This window comes from Salibacterium aidingense DSM 18341 (genome assembly GCF_000429685.1).
GTDB classification, from domain to species: Bacteria; Bacillota; Bacilli; order Bacillales; family Marinococcaceae; genus Salibacterium; species Salibacterium aidingense.
Genome location: NZ_AUCI01000037.1, coordinates 1 through 21,851 on the forward strand (window position 1 = coordinate 1; position 21,851 = coordinate 21,851).

A 21,851-nucleotide genomic window follows, 5' to 3' on the forward strand; every position below is an offset into this window, starting at 1 on the left:
ATTCCAAAACCAGAAACCTATGATTACGTCAAAAAACAAAACTTTTTAAGCGGATATTTTGGAGAAAGACGACCGTTAACGGCTATAGAAATCTCCAATCTTTATGCCAATTTCCTAAGAAATGCTTTAGGATCAGCTACAATGATGGGTTACAGTCAGGTTGCCAGGAACAAAGAGGTTGTTCAATATTTTAAAAAGGGTAAAGAAATTGCTCAAAAACATTGTGAAATATTTGAATCCTATTTAAAAGAAAATGATTTACCCAGCCCCATGATGTTAGACTCTGAGGTGACAGATTCAACGACTTACACTTATTCTGACAAAAAAATGATGTTTTATTGTTCAGCTTTGACAGCCACCGGTATGGGATATTACGGTACAAGCATGTCCATGAGTCCACGCAGGGATATCGGAGTTATGTATAGCAGATTAATCGCTGAAATCGCTAAGTTTGCGGACAATGGGGCGAGAATCATGATCAAACACGGTTGGATGGAGGAACCACCACGGGCAGCGGACCGGGATGAATTAGCTGATAAAAATTAATTTTCATTATACGTTCTTTTTGGTTATTCTGTTTTATGCCGAATTCTAGTGTAGAATGTAAGATAATCGTTCGGATTTTTATCTGACCTATATGATTTTTTCCCAGCCTCCTTCAGTCAATATTCGTTTCGTGCAATCGATGCGTTAGACCACATCACTGCGGTTTCTAAATTTGTAATGCCCAGTGACTTTTCTCGGGATCCGGGGCTCTCTTGATCAATTAAATAGTCCAGTTCTTTTTCTCTAATTCTTGTGTAATGATAATAAAGTTGTTTACTTTTGAATCTGAAAACACGCATTACGCCGTCCGAAAATATGGACGGTGTAAGAATAAAGTTATTATATTTTGTTGCAATTGCTGAATAACAACCCACAGATGTTACAATAAAGTCGTTTAAAATAATGGGGGGTTGGTTATTCCCAATTGCGCCCGATGATTGAATAACATAACAGCCAGCTTTCAACACCCTATGCCTTCTTTTTATAGTTATCCCAGAGGAACCCTGAGTTACGGCTTGTTTTGGCAACAGTTTAGGGCGGCAGCCTAGGTGCCGAGATCGTCGGAGCGTCCGGCTGCCAGGCGGGACCACTGGGAGGACGGGCGGCCTTCCAGCTGAAACTGACCACCTTTGGAGCCCCAATGCTGCGGCCAGCCCTCGGGCGAGTCCTCCCAGAACTCCTGCCGACCGTAGACAGTCAGGTCCAACAGTCCGTACGACGGTGCCATCCGTTCGTTGCCGCGACCGGTGGTCCAGTAGGTCTCGTAGACCTTGTCACCGTCCCGGAGATAACTGACGAGGATGCCGAAGTGCCGGTCTGTGATCAACCGGTCCACGGCGTCCTGGGGCACCGAGTACCAGGGAACCGCCCAGCCCATGAAGTCGCGATACCGCGAGCTCTCCTCGTACGGCCCCTGACAGAAAGTCGCGTAGCTCACGTCCCGCGAGTGCAGATAGGACAGCTCGTTTATGTGGGTCGTGGAGAAGGTGCAGCCCTCGCACTGCTCCGCGGCGGGCCTGCCGGTGTGCCACATGTGAAAGTAGACGATCAGCTGGTCGCGGCCCTCGAACGTGTCCAGGAGCGTGACCGGGCCATCCGGGCCGATCAGCGGGATGGTCGAGTCCACCTCGACCATCGGCAGCCGCCGTCGGGCCGCGGCGATCGCGTCACCTTCCCGGGTGTGTGCCTTCTCCCGGACCCGTAATTCATCCAGTTTGGCCTGCCAAGTGGCCCGGTCGACCACCGTTGGCAGCGCAGAGGTTTTGTGATTTTGATTCATGCAAATATCTCCTTTCGCTATGGTTTACCTACACACTTGATAGTTTATCAAACATAAATACAAAGGACTTCTCCTCGATTGCTAAAAATCTCCTTATTCAACATAATGGGCATTAATGGGCATGACTGGCATCTTAAACAACTTTACCTCCTGATATAAAAATAACGCCTATTTGGGCGTTTAATTTAGTGCGCATAAAGCCACGTTATGATTTACACAAAAAAGAAATCCCATCTTAGTAGATGGGGGTGAATATATCTCTAATTGCTTTTTCCAATCGGTTTAACAATATTTTCATTATTTGAGCTAAAACTTAAATAATACGCTTCATCGCACTGATTTGTCCCATATGAATGCCCTTCATGCATTAATAGTAAACTCGCTATTTCTTCAAAGGTTTGTACTCCTTGGAATGGGAAACTCAACGGTTCATCCAATGTTTCATTTAAGCGCTCGACCGGGATCTGGTTCCATCATACGGAATTAAAATGCATCCTGCGTATCTCCATCTGCCTTATAGGAGACTGTCTAGAAAGCAAAGTTTTCATCGTGAAAATCATCAATTTTTTAAGAATCTGAAATAAAAAATGTTAGTTTTTCGTTATTTTTTTGATAAAAAAAGAGATGTGACAGGGTAAAAACCCCGTCACATCAACTTTTGGAAGGGCGGTTTACATCATGCCGCCCATTCCTCCCATGCCGCCCATGTCAGGCATTCCGCCGCCGGCACCACCGCCGCCGTCGTCTTCGCCTGGCTTATCGGCAATGACAGCTTCCGTTGTAAGGAACATGGCAGATACAGAGGATGCATTCTGCAGTGCGGAACGAACCACTTTTGTCGGGTCGACAATACCGTCGTCGATCATGTTGACCCATTCGCCGCTCAGGGCGTTAAAGCCGTATCCGACTTTTTCACTCTTCATACGCTCTACAACAACAGAACCTTCCTGGCCTGAGTTGTGCGCGATTTGACGGAGCGGTTCTTCCAGGGCGCGCAGCACGATACTGACACCAGTCGCTTCGTCGCCTTCTGTTTCATCCTCTAATTTGCTTACAGCTTCGTGTACGTTCATGAGTGCCGTACCACCACCGGATACGATGCCTTCTTCTACGGCAGCGCGGGTGGAGTTTAAGGCGTCTTCGATGCGGAGCTTGCGTTCTTTCATTTCTGTTTCGGAAGCCGCACCGACTTTGACAACCGCGACACCGCCGGCAAGCTTAGCCAGACGCTCCTGCAGCTTTTCACGGTCGAAGTCGGATGTTGTTTCTTCGATCTGTGCTTTCAGCTGGTTCACACGGTTGGTAATGTCTGCGGGGTTGCCGGAACCTTCTACGATCGTGGTGTCGTCTTTGTTGATAACAACTTTCCCGGCACGTCCGAGCTGTTCTACCGTTGCCGATTTCAAATCAAGACCGATGTCTTCAGTAATGACTTCCCCGCCTGTAAGGAGGGCGATATCTTCCAGCATGGCTTTGCGGCGGTCACCGAATCCTGGTGCTTTTACCGCTACGGCGTTAAATGTACCGCGCAGCTTGTTTACAACGAGTGTTGCAAGAGCTTCACCTTCTACATCTTCCGCAATAATAAGGATCGGTTTGTTCTGCTGAACCACCTGTTCCAGCAGCGGCAGAACTTCCTGGATATTTGTGATTTTCTTATCAGTGATAAGAATGTACGGATCATCCAATTCCGCTGTCATTTTATCAGAATCAGTTACCATGTAAGGGGAGGCGTAACCGCGGTCAAACTGCATGCCTTCTACGACTTCCAGTTCGGTTTCAAGGCCGCGGGACTCTTCTACGGTAATGACACCGTCGTTACCGACACGTCCCATAGCTTCAGAGATAATCTGACCTACTTCATCGCTGGAAGCAGAAACAGAGGCAACCTGGGAAATTGCTTCGCTGCCTTCTATCGGCTTGGAGATTTTTCTCAGTTCTTCGATGGCTACTTTCGTTGCATCTTCAATCCCCTTGCGGATGACCATCGGATTCGCACCGGAAGTTACGTTTTTCAGGCCTTCCTTGATCATGGCCTGTGCCAGAACTGTTGCGGTGGTTGTACCATCCCCTGCCAGGTCATTGGTTTTGCTGGCAACTTCTGATACAAGCTGAGCACCCATATTTTCAAAGTTATCTTCCAGTTCGATTTCTTTTGCAATGGTTACACCATCATTTGTGATAAGAGGAGAACCAAATTTCTTCTCCAGCACCACATTGCGGCCTTTTGGTCCTAATGTAACTTTTACAGCGTTCGCCAGTTCATCTACCCCGTTCAGCATAGAACGGCGCGCGTCTTCACGGAATTTAATATCTTTTGCCATTGTTTCGACCTCCTATAAAATAGAGTATGTAGGGGTTGTCCCCTCCTGTATTAACCGATAACAGCAAGTACATCGCTTTCGCGCAGGATGAGGTATTCACTGCCCTCATACTTCACTTCCGTGCCGGCATACTTCGAGAAAATAACCGTTTCGCCTTCGTTTACTTCCGGAGCGATACGTTCTCCGTTGTCTGTGACACGACCGTTTCCTACAGCAATAACCTTTCCTTCCTGCGGCTTTTCCTGAGCGGAATCCGGAAGTACAATGCCGCTTTTTGTTTTTTCTTCCTGTTCGATCTGTTCAATAATAATGCGATCACCAAGAGGCTTTAACAAGGTAAACACCCTCCTTTAATATTAGCGCGGCTTTCAGCCTTTTCGGCCGGCCGACATGATTCGCTATTATTAGCACTCAGTTATGTCGAGTGCTAATACCAATTATTATGATAATCATTCCTTCTTCATTTTGCAAGGGGGAAGACTAAAATTTTTTCATCTTTTCCTTCTCCGTCCATCTGCTCCCATTTACCGGGTTCTTCTTCCATATAAAAGCTTCCCGTTTCCTGAATGTCCTTAAACCTGATTTTTCTTCAATATTTTTTCACATGTGTTTCTTATCACGTTTGGAAACGCATTATGATACAATACGTACATATGATTTGTTTACAGGGGATTTTTCCCTGAGAGGGACATACATTTGCTGCAGAGGAGTTGAACAGGTTGACAAAACGTTACTGGTGGATTTTGATTGTATACATACTTATGCAGCTCTCCGGCTTAATTGGAATTCCAGTGTTATTCGGCATGGGAATGAGCCGGGAGGAAAGTGCGGCCGCATGGAGCATGGGAAGCTTTATCGCAGCATTAATAGTCATTATTTTTCTAGTGCTTCCAGAGCGGAAAACGACAAGACACCCGCACCTTCGTAAATCATCTGCCGGTCAGGCTGTAAAATGGGCAATACTTGGTGTTTTCATGGCTTTTATTGCTCAATATATTGCTATTCTCATTGAAACATATGCGTTAGGCATTGAACCAGGCTCCCAAAACACGCAGGATATCTTAAGCGTGGTGGAGCTCTTTCCGTTGTTTGCCGTCATTGTAGCTGTAATCGGTCCGATTTTGGAAGAAGTGGTATTTCGGAAAGTGATATTTGGTGCTTTCTATAAACGATTTAACTTTGTGATTTCCGCGCTGCTCAGTTCATTAATTTTTTCTGTCGTTCATTTTGATTTCACCCACGTATTAATATATACAGCGGTCGGCTTCACTTTTTCGTTTTTGTATGTGAAAACAGGAAGAATCCTTGTCCCAATTATCGCCCATGTTTCTATGAACAGCTATGCCATCCTTGTTCAAGTACTTCTAGGCGAGCAGCTTCAGGATATGCAGGAAGAGCTGGAGCAGCTCAACTTCATTCTGGGAGGACTCGTGCTATGAGAGGGAACACAATGGGAATGATTTATTTCGGTCTGGCGGGCTTATTTATCTATCTGGCTATCGTTAATGTGAATACGGAATCCTGGAATTTGTGGACATTCTTTTTTGCAGCCGTAGCGGCTATCGATATCATGATTGGGATCCGCTTTTTCCGCTCCACTCCAAACAAAGATTCTCATAAGTAAAGAGGCTTCCGGGCCGAATGAATCCCTTTCTAAGGAAAAAACCTGCCTGACGCTGCATTTTCTGCAGATCAGGCAGGTTTTCTTATTATTTCCGGCGGTCCTGCTCCGCCCATTCTTCTGCTTTTTCTTGTTCTGCTTTTAACACCTTACGGTAGGAGAATCTTGAAATCACAATACTTACTTCATACAGCAAAAACAGAGGCACCGTCACCATCAGGTGGGACACAATTTCCGGCGGTGTAATAAATCCGGCCAGAACCAGCAGGATAAAATAAGCGTATTTTCGGATTTTACGAAGCCAGGCCGGAGTCACCAGCCCCAGTCTTGTCAAAAACATGATAACCACCGGCAGCTGAAATAAAAAGCCGAACGGGATAGTAATCTGAAACAAGAAACCGAAATAATCATTGACTCCGTACTGTTCGGTTAAATTCAGCCGATCGGACAAATTGCTCAGAAACCGGATGACGTTCGGAAAAAGGATAAAATACGCAAACGCCAGGCCGCCCAGAAATAAGAAAGTGGCAATCGGGATATAACCAAGCGTTACCTTTTTTTCTTTTTCCATCAGTCCGGGGGAAACAAACGCCCACAGCTGATACAGCAGAACAGGAAAAACGAGAATCAATCCGATAAAAAAGGCAAAATTCATGTACAGTTTTAATGAATCCGTTAATTTAAACACGTTCATAGGAAAGCTTTCGGCTTCCGGAATGTTTTGCAGGTATGTGATTAAAGCAGGAGCCGCGAGTAAACCGATAATCATAGCGGCGGTAAAAAACACCGCTATAATAATGACTCGTTTTCGCAGCTCTCCAATGTGGTCATATATGGTCATCTCATTCTGTGCCATGACTTGTCCCGTCCTACTTTTTACTTCTCAGAATTGTCGGATGTCTCTTGGTGGTTTTTCTTTTTCTCGTCTTCTTCTACATCATCAGCAAGACCCTTTGTCGCACTTTTAAACTCGCGCAGAGTATTTCCGGCCGCCCGTCCCAGTTCCGGGAGCTTTTTCGGGCCGAAAATCAATAACGCCGCCAGTACAATCAAGCCGATGCTCATCGGACCCAGATTCATCGTACAGCACCTCCGTTTTTCGTTATAAAGGATAGTTTTTTAAAAAGTAAACCAGTGTCTGCAGTTCCACGGATAGATCAATATGATGCACCCTGATTGTCTCGGGAACCGTCAACCTTGCCGGTGTGAAATTAAGGATCCCGGTAATGCCCGCTTCCACCAGCTTCTCTGCCGTCTGCTGCGCAGCAAAAGCCGGAACGGTTAAAATCGCGATGGAAGCATCCCGTTTCTTTTTCACTTCCGGAAGATCATCCATATGATAAATCTCGACTCCGCTGATTTCATGCCCTATAATCGCCTCATTCACATCAAATGCAGAGACAATCTGGGTATTATCACTTTTAGAGAAATTATATTTAAGCAGGGCTGTTCCCAAATTTCCAACGCCGACAAGAAATATTTTTGTCACCTCATCCTGGTCCAGGGTTTTACGGAAAAACGAAAGCAAGTACTGTACATTGTATCCGTACCCTTTCTTCCCAAGCGCGCCAAAGTAGGAAAAATCACGGCGGATGGTCGCGGAATCCACCTTTACCGCTTCACTCAGCTCAGTGGAAGAAACACGCTGTTTCCCGGACGTATGAAGGTTTTCGAGAAACCTATAATATAGCGGCAGGCGTTTAGCCGTAGCCTGCGGTATTTTTTGCTGATCTATGTTCATTGCAGCCTCCAACTTCTTTTTCCATGTTCTACGAATTAGTATAACATTGTGAACCACGCATAAATAATGAACAACAGGCTGGAACTGTCTGCACTTCTTTCCTATTGTACACTAATTCCCGCCATTATGTAATAGGAAGTGCCATTTCCATCAGGGGTTCACGATTTTGACATATATTGCGGTTTCGCGTTTTCATGAAAAATAAGATACACTTGTACTAGTGAGTTTGAAATAAAGGATGAACGATAATGATAGTACTTCAATGTTCTAATATAACCAAATCGTACGGTGTAGAAACGATTTTAGACCAGGTTAAACTGGAAATCAAAAAAAATGAAAGGGCGGCACTTGTCGGGCGTAACGGCTCCGGGAAGTCGACCCTTCTTAAAATTATAGCCGGAAACCTTCCCTATGATTCCGGGGAGGTTATTACTCCCAAGGGGACAAATATCGGATACCTGGATCAGCACACCGGTCTTCAGTCTGACCGGTCGATTTGGGATGAAATGCTGACCGTCTTTGAGGAGATCCGCCGGATGGAGCAGCAGCTGCGTAGTCTGGAAGAAAAAATTGCCGATCCAGACATTTATAAGGATGAAAAAAAATATGAAAAAGCGCTGCAGGAATATGACCAGCTCCAGTACGAATTTCATGAACGCGGCGGCTACCAGTATGAAGCGGATATACGCGGCATATTATCAGGGCTGAAATTTGACAGTTTTGATTACAATACCCCAATCACCTCCTTGAGCGGAGGACAGAAAACCAGGCTGGCTCTCGGTAAGCTGCTGCTTTCCAAGCCGGACGTGCTGGTCCTTGATGAACCGACCAACCACCTGGACATTGACACGCTCGGCTGGCTCGAGAACTTTTTGTCCAATTATGAGGGAGCCGTGCTGATTGTTTCCCACGACCGCTATTTTCTTGACAATATCGTTTCTAAAGTATATGAAATATCCCGGGCTAAAGCGTCAGCCTATTATGGAAATTACAGCAAATATCTGGAGAAAAAGGCAGAGCGCTACGAGCAGGAGTTAAGAGAATATGAAAAGCAGCAGAAAGAAATCGAGGCGCTTGAAGATTTCATAGCTAAAAATATCGTCCGTGACGCGACGTCCAAGCGCGCTCAAAGCCGCCGCAAAAAGCTTGAAAAAATGGAAATGAAAGAGAAGCCGCAGGGAGATGAAAAATCGGCGAAATTTTCGTTTGATATCAACCGGCAGAGCGGCAATGAAGTATTGAATATTTACGACCTCAATGTTTTCTATGAACAAAACAACCCTGTCATCCAAGATCTGAACCTATCCGTCCATAAACAGGAGAGCATCGCATTGATCGGGCCAAACGGCATCGGGAAGACAACCCTTCTGAAAGCTATTGCGGGAAAAATCACGCCTGTTTCCGGCACCGTTCAGTATGGAAGCAAAGTTTCGGTCGGCTATTATGATCAGGAACAGGCCGATTTACATTCGAGCAAAGACGTGCTCCATGAGCTCTGGGATGAGTATCCGCTTACGCCGGAAAAGGATATCCGCACCGTCCTGGGGAACTTTCTTTTTACCGGAGAAGATGTTCTTAAGCCGGTTACCAGCTTAAGCGGAGGTGAGAAGTCCCGCCTGGCCCTTAGCAAATTGATGATGAAAAAAGCGAACCTGCTTATATTCGACGAGCCGACCAACCACCTCGACCTTGACAGCAAAGAAGTGCTGGAATCAGCTTTGCTCGAATATCCCGGAACCCTGTTGTTCGTCTCCCACGACCGTTATTTTCTCAACCGAATGGCAACCAAGATTGTCGAATTAACCGAAGATGGATTGCAGGAATACCCCGGGGATTATGATTATTACCTTATGAAAAAAGACGAAGAACAGCAGCGGGCTCAGCTTCGTGCCGAAAAAGAACCAAATCCGGAGGCAGGATCCGCATCGCAGGGCGAAGACAAAAAAGCTTACATGGATGATAAAGAAGCAAAAAAACAGGCGAGAAAGCGGCAGCGCCGGATTGAGGAAACAGAGCAGAAAATTGAAGCGCTTGAAACCGAAATCGAGCAGCTGGAAGAGGAAATGCTTTCTCCAGAGGTTTACGAGGACCACCAAAAAGCAGCGGACATGCAGAAAAAGGTGAACGAAGCCAAGGAACAACTTGACCAGTTCATGGAGCAATGGGAAGCACTGCAGCTTGAAGAAGCCTGATACCGCTGCTGCTTTCTCCTTTTAAATGTTTCATAGGCCTTCTGCTTAAGTCTTCAATCGACTCGTCGTCCAGTTTCTTATACTCATAACTCCATTCCAGTTCACCAAACCCATCGCTGTCTTGATGAAAATAAATCACATTTGCTTCCTGCGCCTCTAAAAACTGAAATCTTCTGTTTCTGCAATGGTACTTCCCTCTGCATCTTGACGTTTGATATGGTAGGGACTATCCATGTCAGCATAATTTAGAACTGCAGACGATATTGATCTCCATGACCGTAATAATGATGATAAAAGACGTTAAAACACAGCCAAACAAAAAACGGACATTCCAAACCATGTCTTCCCGTTCTATACATTTCATTTTCATTTATTTCCTTATAAAATGTTTTAGATTTAACCATGAACTCCTCCATTCCATATATATCGAACGCAGAGAAGATAAAACATCGAGGTCGAAGCGGCGACGGCTCCGGAATCATTGAGGAGAAGCAAAAAGATAGAGCCGGCCGTACCGACTTTTAGCACTATCTGCTGGGACGGCCGCATTGTGTTCTTTTTTTCCATCAGCAGATAGAAGGAAGCCAGTGCATAACTGGTGATCAGCAGTTTTGTCCAGTTCGAATGAAACATGATTTTGATGTTCATCTCGATTTTACGGGTAATCATATTTTCAATTTCTTTCCATTCTCCCAAAAACAGTTGCTGAAAAGCTGCCCCGATATGAGAGGGGCCCCCAGTATATTGCAACAGCCATAGTGCCCCCACCAGAGCGGAAGCTCCCGCTGCACCGGCCGGAAGAGATCGTTTCCACCCTGCCCGGCGTAGGTCCTCCATCCACAGGGAACCAAACATCAGTCCGGATCCAATCGTTATGCCGGCGTTTTTTCCCAGAGCGGAACTTCCGGTGATGATGATGAAACAGAGAATCATCGGAAGAGCAGCTGTTTTTTTATATCGAAGAAGCGGTTCAAGAGATACGATAGAAGCCGCAGCAAAAAAACCTCCAAGTTCGTTTCCAATTCCGCCATAGCGGGCTCCAATCAGTGGATCATAGCCAAGATAGGAACGCTGGATCGCATAGGCACCATTCATTAGATCGGCACTTAACAGGGTTATCAATAAAAGGGAGATAATAACTGCCGCTCTCTCCCGTCCGAACATAAGCGCTGCCCCTCCTGTCCCAAGAGCTGCCGCCGTAATTAGAGCGGCATATACAGCTACGGGCATTTCGGGTCGTCCGATGACAGCCGGGAGCAGAGTGAACGCGAAGGGAGAGGCCATCCCGGTAAGGACCGCCAGGTTTATCAGCCGGGGGGGTTCGGCCGAATGGAACTTTCCATACAAAAACCCTGCGGCCAGCAGGAGTATTAAAATGGAAATATACGTGGACAATACCGCAGCGCGGGAGGTATGAACCACGCTCACCCCCTCGATTTCCGCCTCTACGTCCTGAAGAAGGGCGTCCTCATCCGGTGTTAACTCAGAACCGTACCAGGATGCAGGCAAAGACAGCTGAAAAGTCCGCAAAAACGTTGGAGCGGCGTCTATGCTGCTTCCCAAATACGGCTGCCCCGTCGTCGCCGAATTCAGGCGCTTCATGGAACCGGATCCGCCATGACCCCACTCCACAAATGGAATCATGTTTTCTTTAGATGGATCCACGCCCATTAAATATAGGGTCCCTTCTCTTTTTTTTAATTCTATCAGCAGATGTTGAAGCGGCTGAAGTTGTTTTGGAGAAGAAAATAGGTCGCCTTCCTGGTGAGAACGATAGACATCCCCCCATTCAATCACCGACCAGCTCAACGGCGATTGATGCTGTACCTTATCGACCCACGCCAGGGTTTTTTCCACATTCATGAGCCAGCCTCCCGGAGCGGTCCTGTTTTTATCCACCACTCCATCCCGGCTTCCCCGGGCTTCCCCTTTATAATTCACTGTAAAAAAAGGAGCGTAACTGTGCTGCTTATCCACATAATCACTGTGGCCGGCAAAGCGGGCGGTCCCCCCCGCCTCTTTCAGCTTTTCACCTAAAATCCCCGGAGAGGCACCATAACTTGTCTCTTTGTTTTCTTTCCTGATTTTTGAAAAAGAAGATTGAACATATGTGGACTCTTCCTTTTCCTCCCAGCCGCTCATAGAAGACAATCCGCTTTTGGCACGCGCCCCGGAACTCAGGGTTAGTAATTCATTCAAGGGGGAAGCAGCATCAGCTGTCACTCGGTTCAGCCCGGCCACAGCAGCACCATGCTGCAGTCTTTCTTTGGACATCAGCTGAAAAAATTCATCCATCGATAATCCCGGAACAAGGACAAGTACCGCATGATGCTCTTCTGTCTCGGAAGGATCCGCGTCAGGCTGCTGCGCATATACATCCCCAGGCTCCATCCAAAGGAGCATGAACAATAATGCTATACAAAAAGGGGATACCCGTACTGCATATATGCTTTTCATGCAGGCGACTCTCCTCTCTAGGAAAACAGCTGCGTTCATCCACACTATTAACAGATTTATTAACATTAGTATGGCTGTTTTTCTAATTTTTATAGCATTTATGCACATCCAGGCCAACTTATCCACAGATTCGTTGTTAACAACTTTAAAGACTTTCACATTAGTTTTCCACTGACTTTTCCCCATTATCCACAATAATACTTTTACACAGTCTTTAGGAAATATTAAAAAAAAGACTTGACCTTAATATAAGGCCAAGCCTGGGACACCGTTTAATTCCCAGCCGGCGGTGTTTCCCTTTAACCACTGTACATGGCCGGCTGCTCCAATCATTGCGGCATTGTCCGTGCAATATGTAAAAGGAGGAATGGTCAATTCTACGTCAGAGGCAGTAAACGCTTTTTCCATCGCCCTTCGCAGTCCTTGATTGGCAGCAACTCCTCCAGCCAGGACGACCTGACGGACTTGATAGTTTTCTGCCGCCCTTTTGGTCTTCTCCACTAATACTTCAATCACGCTTGCCTGAAAGCTGGCTGCAACATTGGCGGGTTCAATTTGTTCGCCTCGCTGCTTGGCGTTGTGCAGCGTATTCATTACCGCTGACTTTAAACCGCTGAAGCTGAAATCATAGGAATCTTCCTCGAGCCAGGCGATCGGGAGTGCTATATCCTCCGTTCCTTCTTCTGCCAGCTTATCCACCTGAGGTCCCCCCGGATACGGGAGACCAAGAGTTCGTGCCACTTTATCATAGGCTTCTCCCGCCGCATCATCTCTTGTCCTGCCGATGACTTCATATTCTCCTTCTCCATGCAGAAGAACCAGTTCCGTATGGCCTCCGGAGACAACAAGAGCTAGCGCCGGATATTTCCACTCCCGTTCGAGACGAGCTGCCTGGATATGACCAGCAATATGGTGGACAGGATATAGTGGGAGCTGGTGGGCAAAAGCCGCTGCTTTTGCTGCATTTACCCCGATCAGAAGCGCACCGACCAAACCAGGCCCCTCCGTTACTGCCAGTCCGTCCAGGTCAGAAAATGTAACTTCTGCTTCAGCCATGGCTTGTTCCATGATCAACGTAATATTTTCCGTATGATGGCGGGAGGCAATTTCCGGGACGACCCCGCCAAACCGTTTATGACTTTGAATTTGGGACGCTACGACATTGGACAGCACCTTTCGGCCTCCCTGTACAACGGCGGCTGCTGTTTCATCACAGCTTGTTTCTATCGCAAGCAGCAGTTCATTTTCGTTTGAATTTATAGTCATCAATATTCACCCACATGACCAGAGCATCCTCCCGGTTGTCCGTATAATAATTTTTGCGGATCCCCCCGGGCTGGAAGCCCAGTTTTTTATATAAGGACTGTGCTATGAGATTACTCACTCTTACTTCCAGTGTCATTGTTCTCGCACCGTAGGCATGAGCCATATCCAGCACATTTTTCAAAAGAAGTTCTCCAATGTGATATCCGCGGAAAGAGGAATGTACCGCTATGTTGGTAATATGAGCTTCATCAATGATGAGCCACACCCCGCAGTATCCAATGATCTCCTCCTTCCACTCTGCCACTAAGTAATGAGCAAATTGATTATTGGTCAATTCGTTAAAAAAGGCATACCTTGTCCAGGGCATCTGGAAGGAATCATGTTCCACCTGGAGGATACCTTCTATATCGCGTTCCTCCATAAAACGAATGGTTGGATAGTTATTCATGAGCTCGGCCTTCTTTGGCAGCATACCATTTCTTTTCGGCCTCTGCCATTTGTGTATATTCCGGCGCCAGGGTATGAGCCTCCTGGGCTGGCATCTGCCCGGCAAGAACAAGCAGTTCGCCCGGCCGAGGCTGCATATCCGGAAAATCAGCAAAGACTGCCTGTTCTTTTAATACGCCCTTGATCCCAAGCTCATGTTTTTTCCAATCCTGGCTTAAAAATAACACAGGCTCGTTTTTTTCTTTCAAAACGGAAAGCCAATCCTCCAATAAAACGATCCGGTCTTTTTCTTCTTCCCGCAGTAAAGAGTCCCGGAATCGATACAAGCCGGTGTAAATTTGTCCTCTTCTGGCATCGGAAAACGGGCAGATCCACCCAGGAAAATGTTTTCCGTTTCTGGCCTGCAGTTGAAGGCTCGATATTCCGTAAACGGGAATGCCAAGGGACCATGCCATGGTTTTGGCCGTGGTTACTCCTATTCTCACACCGGTGTAAGAACCCGGCCCTTTTGCTACCGCGACAGCATCCAATTCCGCGGGAGAAACCCCGACTTCCTCCATGATCTGATGAATGGCGGGCATCAGGCGGAGAGAATGATTTTTTTTGAAATTCGTGGTGTACTCCGCCAATAATTTATCCCCCTGGGACAGCGCAATTCCCATGACATGCGTAGAGGTATCAATTGCTAATATCTTCATGATTTTCAAGCTCCTTGCATCGTTCGATAAAGCTTTCACCCACTGGTTCCAGCCGAATGTTTCGTTTATTTTCTCCTACCCTCTGGATAGTAATCTGTAAACGCTCCGGCGGAAGGATAGGAGAAATTTTTTCAGCCCATTCCAGGACACATATTCCATTGTTTTCAAAGTACTCTTCCAGCCCCATTTCTTCTGCTTCTACGTCATCCAGGCGGTAAAAATCCATGTGGTAGAGAGGCAGAATTCCTTCATATTCCTTGATAATCGTAAACGTTGGGCTGTTTACGACCTCTTGAATATGCAGACCTCGCGCCAGCCCTTTTGTAAAATGGGTTTTTCCGGCACCTAAATCCCCATCGAGGGTAAGAATATCTCCGCCTTTTAAATAAGGAGCAATCGTCTCCGCTGTGCGCAGCGTCTGTTCGGGAGAAGTGCTTGTATATTCAAGTAACATGCTGTCTTTCCCCTGCCTTTTTACGTTCGAAAATGGTTGTATCCCTGTTTGGGAAGCACGGTCTGCTGTCTGCCGTCTGTCAGCATTACTAATGCGGAACCTTGTTTGACTCGTCCTATAGAAATTAAAGGCTTGCCTTCATGATGCATCCGCTTTTGTAAAACAGGCCAATCTTTTTCCGGAACGGTTCCAATTAATTCAAAATCTTCTCCTCCGTATAATATCCAATTCCAGTATTGCTTTTCACTGAATCGCTGCAGTTCTTCTGCCACCGGAATATCCTGTTTGGACAGTTCAATTTCTACATCGGATGCTTCGGCGATCTCATTTGCTTCACTGGCAAGTCCGTCACTAATATCATTCAATGATGCAGCAGTCGTTGTTTCTGCTATTATTCTTCCTTCTGCCACACGCGGTACCGGCCTTTGATGATATGTTATCAAGGTAACCTCCGGCCTTGTGTACTCCTTATGTCGTCCGTGCTCAAGAAGTAACTCGAGGCCTGCTCCCGATCTACCTGTTGGATTGGTCAAAAACACAATATCTCCCGGACGGGCGTTTCGCCTTACAAGGTGTCGTCCCTTTTCAACTCTGCCATAGACGGTTACCGACACCATAAAATCATGAGGAGATGAAATGGTATCTCCACCAATCATATCCATTTCATAGTTCTCTCCCAGTGCGGTCATTCCATGATAAAGATCTTCCAATTCGTCATCCGTCCAGGAAGGGGGAACCGCAATAGAAACCATATAAAAAACAGGAAGGCCTCCCATGGCCGCTACATCACTTATGTTTACCGCTAAGGCCTTATGGCCGATATCCGCCGGACTCATCGTTTCTTTTTTAAAGTGGATCCCTTCCACCATGGTGTCCACACAGAGGATCTCATGAAACCCCTCTTTGGCCGAATACACCGCCGCATCATCTCCGATGCCTTCGATTATTCCAGGCTGAGTGTATCGAGAAGGAGTATTTTGTTTAATCCATTCGAATTCATCTTTCGGCATACCTGTCATCCTTTATTCCAGGTTTCTTCTAGTTTAACGTATTCTTTGTTAAAACGCACAGCGGGAAAAGATACAAAAAAAAAGCCTGAACAGGCTTTTGGTTTTTACGTAATTGGTTGCGGGGGAAGGATTCGAACCTACGACCTCCGGGTTATGAGCCCGACGAGCTACCAGACTGCTCCACCCCGCGATATGAATAATAACCTCTGTCTCAACGTCACTTTATAAATATATCACAGCATTTATTGGATTGCAACCTCTTGGAATATATTTTCTTGATGGAATGTGACAATTATGTTACATTAATTAAAAGAATATTTCGACACATTTCTCGTTCAAAAGGAAGGAGGAGAAAAAATGAAGACCTGGAAGTACTTGCGTTCGGCTCTACTGGCAAATGTTCTCGTCATTATGACTTTCGTGTTCCTGCCCATCATGCTGTTAACCGACAATATAAGTATTTACCAGGAGTTTATCAATTATTTAAGCAATAAATAGCCTAAAGCAAACCTAACCCGCGGGACCGGCGGGTTAGGTTTTTTTGCTCATAGGTTCGGCTGGATGACCAGTGGACGTTTTCTGCGTTTGCATAAAGGGGTATTTATCCAATATGCCGATCCAGCGGAGCAGCCGCCAGATATAGAGAGGAAAAGACAGCGGAATTATGTTGCATTTGTGAATGGAGGACAGCGCATTTTCCTTTTTTGCTTTTCGTGTCCCTCAAGGACAATTGGAGTCAAATCCTGCTTCTTTGCTCCTCGCTAATGGGGACAAAAGCTTGGCTGGAGAACATCAGTGCTTTGTTCCGTTGGTTCGTGTCCTCCCTCCATTCCTGCCGCCGAATCTCCTATACACCTGAAAAGTATCCAAACGCTGGTCGTTTATTACTTTTTCGCATGCTGCAGGGCAGCAGAAAATTGAGTGATAATATCTTCGGCATCTTCGATTCCCACTGATATTCGAACCGTCCCTGCCGTAATGCCCAACTGCTGCCTCACTTCTTCAGGAACGGTCCGGTGCGAAGTGTTCAGCGGGTAAGAGACAGTCGTTTCTACTCCGGCAAGTGTCGCTACGATTTTTATCCAGCCCAAGGATTCAAAGAAAAGGGCGGGGTCGTATTTCGTTCCCAGGTCTATACTTATCATCGCACCGTTTCCTTTTTCAGAAAGATCCTTTGGATAATAGACCGTCGCTGCTTCTGTATTATCTTTAAACCAACGCGCCAGGACCGCTGCATTTTCCGCCTGCTTCGCCATCCGTACACTGAGTGTTTTCAACCCGCGGCAGGCCAGCCACGCTTCAAACGGACTTAAATTGGCTCCTATATTAATGACCCGTTTTTTTGCGCGGCTGATCAATTCTTCGGAACCAGTCAGGACCCCGGCTGAAACATCACTGTGCCCGCCTATGTACTTAGTAGCACTATGAATCACAAGATCCGCCCCCATAGCATAAGGCTGTAAAAAATATGGCGTCGGAAAGGTATTATCAATTATAAGAGTCAGATGATGACGTAACGCTATATCGTTTAACGCTTGAATATTTTCCTGACGCAGTAAAGGATTGGTCACCGCTTCTGCATAAATAAGCCTGGTTTTCGGCTGGATGGCCTTCTCTATGTTCTGGGGGTCCCTGAAATCCGCCACAGAGACCTCAAACCCCCACTCCTGTAATTCCTGCTGAAACAACTGATAGGTTCCTCCATACAAATCAAGAGGCACAATTATATGGTCCCCGGGGCTCGCTGCAGCAAGAATTCCTGCCAGAATGGCAGACATACCCGAAGACGTAGCAATCCCGGCAGGAGCCCCCTCCAGCTGAGCCACCCCAAAGCCCAAATCGTCGGTGTTGGGATTGGAGTAACGGGTGTATAGATGTTCTTTTTCACCCGTGAAGTAAGATTCCATATCTTGCAAATCCTGAAACGCAAAAGAGGACGTTTGATAAATAGGTTTCGTTTTACTTTTATTTTTTTCGCCGTCATCCTGTTGGAAGTGAACAGCTTTAGTGTCAAATCGTTTACTCATTTCTCTCTCCACTCCTATAAAATATCGTGATGTTTCCATATCATAGCATGTTCATTGATGCTAATGCTATGCTGGCCAACTGTTTACGCTGTTCTTTCAAGAGATAATGGGCCCGGGCCACAGACACTTTTTGGAACGTTACCTCATGACCCGGGAGCAATTGAGCTGCTTTGGGAAGGTCGACCTGGATGACAGAGGCAATCCGTGTATAACCACCCGTTGTCTGCCGATCCGCCATCAATATCATCGGGCAGCCGTCTGCTGCCACCTGAATTGTTCCAAAGTCCACTGCATCCGAAAGGATATCCGCCTGTTTTACATGCGCTACGGGAGGGCCCTGAAGGCGGCATCCCATCCGGTCCGATTCATTGGCCACCCGAAAGGAACGGGTATAAAAGGTATATAGGCCGTCCCTGCTGAACGCATCAGCTTCCGGACCTTCCGTTACACGCAATAGAGTTTTTTGCCTGTAGGAAGGAATTAAAGTGGACTCAAGCCAGGCACAACGTTTCAACTCGGACAAAGGGGACAGCCCGGTCAGGATATCATCCGCCTGCAAAGCTCTTCCTTCCATACCGCCTATTCCTGCTTTTGTATACGTCGATTTACTGCCAAGCACTTCGTTTCCTGCAAACCCGCCCTGAACAGCAATATAGGCCCTTGCCCCGGATTTCACGCCTGCAAAAGAAAGCTCATCCCCTTCTTTCACTAAAAAAGAATGCCACATCTCTGTCTTTTTATTATTGAGAAGAGGCTGTAAGTCTCCGCCTGTGACAGCCATCACCGCGGCCTGTGTAAATCGCAGCACAGGGCCCAGCATCGTTATTTCCAACACAGCTTCCTGCCCCTCATTTCCCACAAGAAAATTGGCCATTTTAAAAGCATACTCATCCATAACTCCGGCCGGTGGAATGCCCTTTTTCTGCCAGCCGGTACGCCCCGCATCCTGAATGGTTGTAAATAACCCAGGTTTCTTCACCCGGCAAAGTGCTTTTTCTGTCATTGTTTATCTCCCACCGCTTTCATCTCAACGCCGTTCTTTTCCAGTACGTCGTGCAAGTACTGAAGAAACTCCAGGGCTCTCGGATTATCTCCATGCACACAAATAGTGTCTGCTCGTATCTGAAGTTTTGTTCCATCGATTGCTGTAGTCTCTTGATGCTTTAACATATGTATGATTCTTTCTCCAGCTTCCCCGGGGTCATGAAGAACAGCGTCCGGCCGGGAACGCGGCGTTAAGGAGCCATCCGGCTGATAGGTCCGGTCCGCAAATACTTCGGAAGCCACCTGCAACGATTCATTTTCTCCAGCGTTTACCAGTTCGCTGCCGGCAAGACCGAATAATTTATACTTCGGGTTCAGACAACGTACTGCTTTAGCAACAGCTTCTGCTATTTCCGGATCTTTTGCCGCCTGATTGTACAGAGCTCCATGTGGTTTGACATGCTGAAGGGCCATTCCTTCCGCTTCACAAAACCCTTGCAGGGCCCCTACTTGGTAAAGAACAAGATGGTAAATTTCTTCTGGATCAATGACCATGGGGCGGCGGCCGAACCCGCCCAAATCTGGAAATCCAGGATGAGCCCCTGCAGCTGTCTGACTTTTTTTCGCAGCTGCCACCGTTTTCGCCATGATATTGTGATCTCCGGCATGATAGCCACAGGCAATGTTGGCAGAGGTGATATACGAAAGCACACTCTCATCATTTCCAAGCACATAAGCACCAAAGCTTTCCCCTACATCACTGTTAAGATCTATCGTTAGACTCATGGGCCCCCTCCTTTTGCTTCTCCATCTCCCAATATTCCTGTTTGGATATCGCTTTAAAACGCAGCACAGTTCCAGCTTCCAATATGACTGGATCCTCCTTTTCCGGCTGAAATAAACTTTCAGGGGTTCTTCCAATCAAATTCCACCCGCCGGGACTCTCCAGCGGATAAATACCTGTCTGAGCATTCGCAATCCCGACAGAGCCTGCCGGCACATGGGACCGCGGAGTGGCGAGGCGTGGTGTGGCAATTTTCTCATTCAACCCTCCAAGATACGGAAAACCAGGCATAAAGCCCATCATATAAATCAGATATTCTCCTTCTGTATGCAGCCATACTACTTGTTCCACCGTTAATTGATTATGCTCCGCGACTTTTTCTAAATCCGGCCCAAACTCTCCCCCATAACAGACCGGAATGGTTACTGAGGATGGAGCCGGCATGTTATCATTTTCTATTGAAGCACATGCAGCATACACCAACTGTTCGAGTTCCTGCAGGGAAAGATTGGCCGGGTCATAATAAAGCGTTACTGCTGTATAAGCCGGTACCCATTCTTTAATTCCCCCATATTTCTTTTTCTCCAGTTCCCAGCAGAAAGCTCTTATCCACTGATTGGTCTGAGCGGATATGGTCGTGCCGAACTCGACACGAAGGGCCCGGTCGCTTAACATGTTTATCCGCAGTGGTTCCATCCGCATCTTCCTTTTTAAGTAGTCTCCCCTTCAGTATAATCGATTTGACTTCTATTTACATTCTTCAAGGGTCCGATATCATCTCCTGGGGGAAGAGGGGAGCATAACACAAATATTCCTGAAAACCATGATGTAAGATCCGGCCGTATCAAAAGTGCTTTGTGAACAATGGGGTATGCGCTGCAAATAGGATAAGCGGAGCCCGTGCGGACATTTATTCCGTTAAATGGCATAATTCGCGGCCAGGGGCGGGTTTTTCGGACATTTGTTCCGCTATCCGGGCGTAGACCGCTTCTTTGCCATTCAAAAAGGGGGAATAGATGTCCGAATGCTCCTTCAAAAAGGGAAAAATCGAGAAAGTAACGGAATAAATGTCCGCCTTTTTTCGGAGAGAAAACTAACCAGCTGCCTCTTGACTGTTGATGGCGGCCACGAGTACGGTTGGAGGCTCCGTAACCTGACAGCAAGATAGACAGGCCCCCATTTTGCAAGCTCCTGCTATTTCTTTCTTCTTCTGTATCTCCAAATACGTCTATTATATAGGGCGATGCATGGCCTTCGCGTTAAAGAAAGGGGAAATGGGCCTGGGGAGAGAAAGCTGATTAAAAGTGCCATGTCCTGAGGCAGCGCCGATCTGTCCTGCATTCTGCCGGCCTTCCTGTGAGCCTCCGTGGGGCTGGAGCTGGAGCTTGAAAACGCCCTCCTGCCTATCAAAAAAGACTGCCAGATCATGGATCTGACAGTCTCGGTTTGCCTGGCAGCGTCCTACTTTCACAAAGGGTTGCCCCTTCATTATCATCGGCGCTGGAGAGCTTAACTTCCGTGTTCGGCATGGGAACGGGTGGAACCTCTCCGCCATCACCACCAGACTTGCCCTGGACGGGCTGGCTTCTGTGTTGCGAACAGGACGTTCGCGATTTGAACAGAAGATCCTTTTATCGCAAGATCATCGATCCTGCTGCTTGAAAGATCGGGAATGGTATTCCCTCAAAACTGCATAACGAAGCATCCAGCCATAGACCACCTTGGTGTTTTGGATAAGCCCTCGACCGATTAGTATCTGTCAGCTCCACGTGTTGCCACGCTTCCACCTCAGACCTATCCACCTGATCATCTCTCAGGGGTCTTACTCACTTGCCGTGATGGGAAATCTCATCTCGAGGAGGGCTTCATGCTTAGATGCTTTCAGCACTTATCCCGTCCACACGTAGCTACCCAGCGGTGCTCCTGGCGGAACAACTGGTACACCAGCGGTGTGTCCATCCCGGTCCTCTCGTACTAAGGACAGCTCCTCTCAAATTTCCTGCGCCCGCGACGGATAGGGA

At 47.0% G+C, this 21,851-nt stretch carries 24 protein-coding genes, 1 tRNA gene and 2 rRNA genes; 5 read left to right on the top strand and 22 right to left on the bottom strand.

All coding sequences use genetic code 11. The features are described from left to right. Window positions 1-546, top strand: a 546-nt coding sequence (locus G475_RS0120960) for a DUF3231 family protein (protein WP_026702931.1), incomplete at its 5' end; no start/stop codon positions are given. 116 nt (window positions 547-662) lie between these two features. On the opposite strand, the gene G475_RS27425 is transcribed toward G475_RS0120960, so the two are convergent. The 4 genes from G475_RS27425 to groES form a co-directional block, all read right to left on the bottom strand. After that, entirely contained in the window at window positions 663-1,013 is a 351-nt protein-coding gene (locus tag G475_RS27425) for an Acb2/Tad1 domain-containing protein (protein WP_156911834.1), read from the bottom strand. 77 nt (window positions 1,014-1,090) lie between these two features. Then, window positions 1,091-1,825, bottom strand: a complete 735-nt coding sequence (locus G475_RS0120970) for a DUF899 family protein (RefSeq protein ID WP_026702932.1) — start codon at window positions 1,823-1,825, stop codon at window positions 1,091-1,093. Between the two features lie 671 nt (window positions 1,826-2,496). Then, on the bottom strand, window positions 2,497-4,149 hold the full coding sequence (gene groL, locus G475_RS0120975) for a chaperonin GroEL (protein WP_026702933.1): 1,653 nt from the start codon (window positions 4,147-4,149) through the stop codon (window positions 2,497-2,499). 50 nt (window positions 4,150-4,199) lie between these two features. Further along, on the bottom strand, window positions 4,200-4,484 hold the full coding sequence (groES, locus tag G475_RS0120980) for a co-chaperone GroES (RefSeq protein WP_026702934.1): 285 nt from the start codon (window positions 4,482-4,484) through the stop codon (window positions 4,200-4,202). A 384-nt stretch (window positions 4,485-4,868) separates the two neighbouring features. Between groES and G475_RS0120990 the strand changes: the two genes are divergently transcribed. Together G475_RS0120990 and G475_RS0120995 are read left to right on the top strand one after the other, a co-directional pair. Next, a complete protein-coding gene (locus G475_RS0120990) occupies window positions 4,869-5,588 on the top strand; it encodes a CPBP family intramembrane glutamic endopeptidase (RefSeq protein ID WP_026702935.1) in 720 nt (239 codons plus the stop codon). Then, window positions 5,585-5,773, top strand: coding sequence for a YdiK family protein (locus G475_RS0120995; RefSeq protein ID WP_026702936.1), 189 nt, complete (start codon window positions 5,585-5,587; stop codon window positions 5,771-5,773). The genes G475_RS0120990 and G475_RS0120995 overlap by 4 nt, the downstream gene beginning before the upstream one ends. A gap of 85 nt (window positions 5,774-5,858) precedes the next feature. Here the strand turns inward: G475_RS0120995 and tatC are convergent, their stop codons facing one another. From tatC to G475_RS0121010, 3 genes are read right to left on the bottom strand one after another with little or no spacing between them, the layout of a single operon-like run. Next, entirely contained in the window at window positions 5,859-6,626 is a 768-nt protein-coding gene (tatC, locus tag G475_RS0121000) for a twin-arginine translocase subunit TatC (protein ID WP_026702937.1), read from the bottom strand. 20 nt (window positions 6,627-6,646) lie between these two features. Beyond that, window positions 6,647-6,850 carry a twin-arginine translocase TatA/TatE family subunit gene (locus G475_RS0121005; protein ID WP_026702938.1) on the bottom strand — a complete coding sequence of 68 codons (204 nt, stop codon included), beginning with the start codon at window positions 6,848-6,850 and terminating at the stop codon, window positions 6,647-6,649. Between the two features lie 22 nt (window positions 6,851-6,872). Continuing rightward, complete coding sequence (locus G475_RS0121010) at window positions 6,873-7,511, bottom strand: redox-sensing transcriptional repressor Rex (protein WP_026702939.1); 639 nt, start codon at window positions 7,509-7,511, stop codon at window positions 6,873-6,875. Window positions 7,512-7,759: 248 nt separating this feature from the next. Between G475_RS0121010 and G475_RS0121015 the strand changes: the two genes are divergently transcribed. After that, window positions 7,760-9,703, top strand: a complete 1,944-nt coding sequence (locus G475_RS0121015; RefSeq protein ID WP_026702940.1) for an ABC-F family ATP-binding cassette domain-containing protein — start codon at window positions 7,760-7,762, stop codon at window positions 9,701-9,703. On the opposite strand, the gene G475_RS0121020 is transcribed toward G475_RS0121015, so the two are convergent. The 9 genes from G475_RS0121020 to G475_RS0121065 all read right to left on the bottom strand — a co-directional run bounded on the left by G475_RS0121020 (window position 9,663) and on the right by G475_RS0121065 (window position 16,225). After that, window positions 9,663-9,842: a hypothetical protein gene (locus tag G475_RS0121020; protein ID WP_026702941.1), complete on the bottom strand. Its 180-nt coding sequence runs from the start codon at window positions 9,840-9,842 to the stop codon at window positions 9,663-9,665. The genes G475_RS0121015 and G475_RS0121020 overlap by 41 nt on opposite strands. 96 nt (window positions 9,843-9,938) lie before the next feature. Beyond that, window positions 9,939-10,067: a hypothetical protein gene (locus tag G475_RS27935; RefSeq protein WP_267880118.1), complete on the bottom strand. Its 129-nt coding sequence runs from the start codon at window positions 10,065-10,067 to the stop codon at window positions 9,939-9,941. Window positions 10,068-10,099: 32 nt separating this feature from the next. Beyond that, on the bottom strand, window positions 10,100-12,160 hold the full coding sequence (locus tag G475_RS0121030) for a hypothetical protein (protein WP_026702942.1): 2,061 nt from the start codon (window positions 12,158-12,160) through the stop codon (window positions 10,100-10,102). 243 nt (window positions 12,161-12,403) lie between these two features. Then, the gene (gene tsaD, locus G475_RS0121040; protein WP_035712294.1) at window positions 12,404-13,426 is read right to left on the bottom strand and encodes a tRNA (adenosine(37)-N6)-threonylcarbamoyltransferase complex transferase subunit TsaD; all 1,023 of its coding nucleotides are present in this window, start codon (window positions 13,424-13,426) and stop codon (window positions 12,404-12,406) included. Then, the gene (rimI, locus tag G475_RS0121045; protein ID WP_026702944.1) at window positions 13,401-13,874 is read right to left on the bottom strand and encodes a ribosomal protein S18-alanine N-acetyltransferase; all 474 of its coding nucleotides are present in this window, start codon (window positions 13,872-13,874) and stop codon (window positions 13,401-13,403) included. The genes tsaD and rimI overlap by 26 nt, the downstream gene beginning before the upstream one ends. Next, the gene (gene tsaB, locus G475_RS0121050; RefSeq protein WP_026702945.1) at window positions 13,867-14,571 is read right to left on the bottom strand and encodes a tRNA (adenosine(37)-N6)-threonylcarbamoyltransferase complex dimerization subunit type 1 TsaB; all 705 of its coding nucleotides are present in this window, start codon (window positions 14,569-14,571) and stop codon (window positions 13,867-13,869) included. The genes rimI and tsaB overlap by 8 nt, the downstream gene beginning before the upstream one ends. Further along, window positions 14,552-15,025: a tRNA (adenosine(37)-N6)-threonylcarbamoyltransferase complex ATPase subunit type 1 TsaE gene (gene tsaE / locus G475_RS0121055; protein ID WP_026702946.1), complete on the bottom strand. Its 474-nt coding sequence runs from the start codon at window positions 15,023-15,025 to the stop codon at window positions 14,552-14,554. Before tsaE ends, tsaB begins: the two co-directional genes overlap by 20 nt. 20 nt (window positions 15,026-15,045) lie before the next feature. Further along, a complete protein-coding gene (gene thiL / locus G475_RS0121060; protein ID WP_035712297.1) occupies window positions 15,046-16,035 on the bottom strand; it encodes a thiamine-phosphate kinase in 990 nt (329 codons plus the stop codon). A 113-nt stretch (window positions 16,036-16,148) separates the two neighbouring features. Beyond that, window positions 16,149-16,225: transfer RNA gene (locus G475_RS0121065), tRNA-Met, on the bottom strand. 167 nt (window positions 16,226-16,392) lie between these two features. Between G475_RS0121065 and G475_RS27430 the strand changes: the two genes are divergently transcribed. Continuing rightward, the gene (locus G475_RS27430; RefSeq protein ID WP_156911836.1) at window positions 16,393-16,533 is read left to right on the top strand and encodes a hypothetical protein; all 141 of its coding nucleotides are present in this window, start codon (window positions 16,393-16,395) and stop codon (window positions 16,531-16,533) included. A 386-nt stretch (window positions 16,534-16,919) separates the two neighbouring features. On the opposite strand, the gene G475_RS0121075 is transcribed toward G475_RS27430, so the two are convergent. The 6 genes from G475_RS0121075 to G475_RS0121110 all read right to left on the bottom strand — a co-directional run. Then, entirely contained in the window at window positions 16,920-18,062 is a 1,143-nt protein-coding gene (locus G475_RS0121075) for a trans-sulfuration enzyme family protein (protein WP_026702948.1), read from the bottom strand. 40 nt (window positions 18,063-18,102) lie between these two features. Further along, window positions 18,103-19,065, bottom strand: a complete 963-nt coding sequence (locus G475_RS0121080; protein ID WP_035712299.1) for a 5-oxoprolinase subunit C family protein — start codon at window positions 19,063-19,065, stop codon at window positions 18,103-18,105. Next, entirely contained in the window at window positions 19,062-19,832 is a 771-nt protein-coding gene (locus G475_RS0121085; protein ID WP_026702950.1) for a LamB/YcsF family protein, read from the bottom strand. Before G475_RS0121085 ends, G475_RS0121080 begins: the two co-directional genes overlap by 4 nt. Next, on the bottom strand, window positions 19,810-20,526 hold the full coding sequence (gene pxpB / locus G475_RS0121090) for a 5-oxoprolinase subunit PxpB (RefSeq protein WP_026702951.1): 717 nt from the start codon (window positions 20,524-20,526) through the stop codon (window positions 19,810-19,812). Before pxpB ends, G475_RS0121085 begins: the two co-directional genes overlap by 23 nt. A 752-nt stretch (window positions 20,527-21,278) precedes the next feature. Then, a 5S ribosomal RNA gene (gene rrf / locus G475_RS0121105) occupies window positions 21,279-21,395 on the bottom strand. A gap of 164 nt (window positions 21,396-21,559) precedes the next feature. Then, window positions 21,560-21,851: ribosomal RNA gene (locus G475_RS0121110) — 23S ribosomal RNA — on the bottom strand; the annotation flags it as partial.